This window comes from Shewanella sp. 1180_01 (genome assembly GCF_052850535.1).
Genome location: NZ_VXCT01000211.1, coordinates 1 through 317, shown reverse-complemented (window position 1 = coordinate 317; position 317 = coordinate 1). Strand labels below are relative to the sequence as shown.

At 47.0% G+C, this 317-nt stretch carries 1 protein-coding gene; it reads right to left on the bottom strand.

Going from position 1 to position 317, the window contains the following annotated elements; translation table 11 throughout:
- Positions 1–317, bottom strand: a 317-nt coding sequence (locus tag FW758_RS24900; RefSeq protein WP_446446859.1) for a DDE-type integrase/transposase/recombinase, incomplete at both ends; no start/stop codon positions are given.

Genomic DNA, 317 nt, shown 5'->3' with positions numbered 1-317 from the left:
GGCTGAGCAGTATTGTAAGCCTCTGTCTGAGTGATGCACTGCGTTGCCGATATAGCGTTTATCTTTTATGGCCATTTTTAACGCTTTCACCACACTCTCGGCTTTCATGTCTTTACTCACGTGATGACCGACTATCTTACGCGAACTGGCATCGGTGACCAGTGACAGGTAGTGCACACCTTGGTCTGACTCAAGATAGGTGATATCGCTGACCAGTACATGCCCTGCATCATGCAGTCCTTCCTCTTTCAGCAGATTAGGATGCTTCTTCATCCAGTGTTTGCTGAACGTGGTTTTTGTGTAGCTTTTCTTCGGTT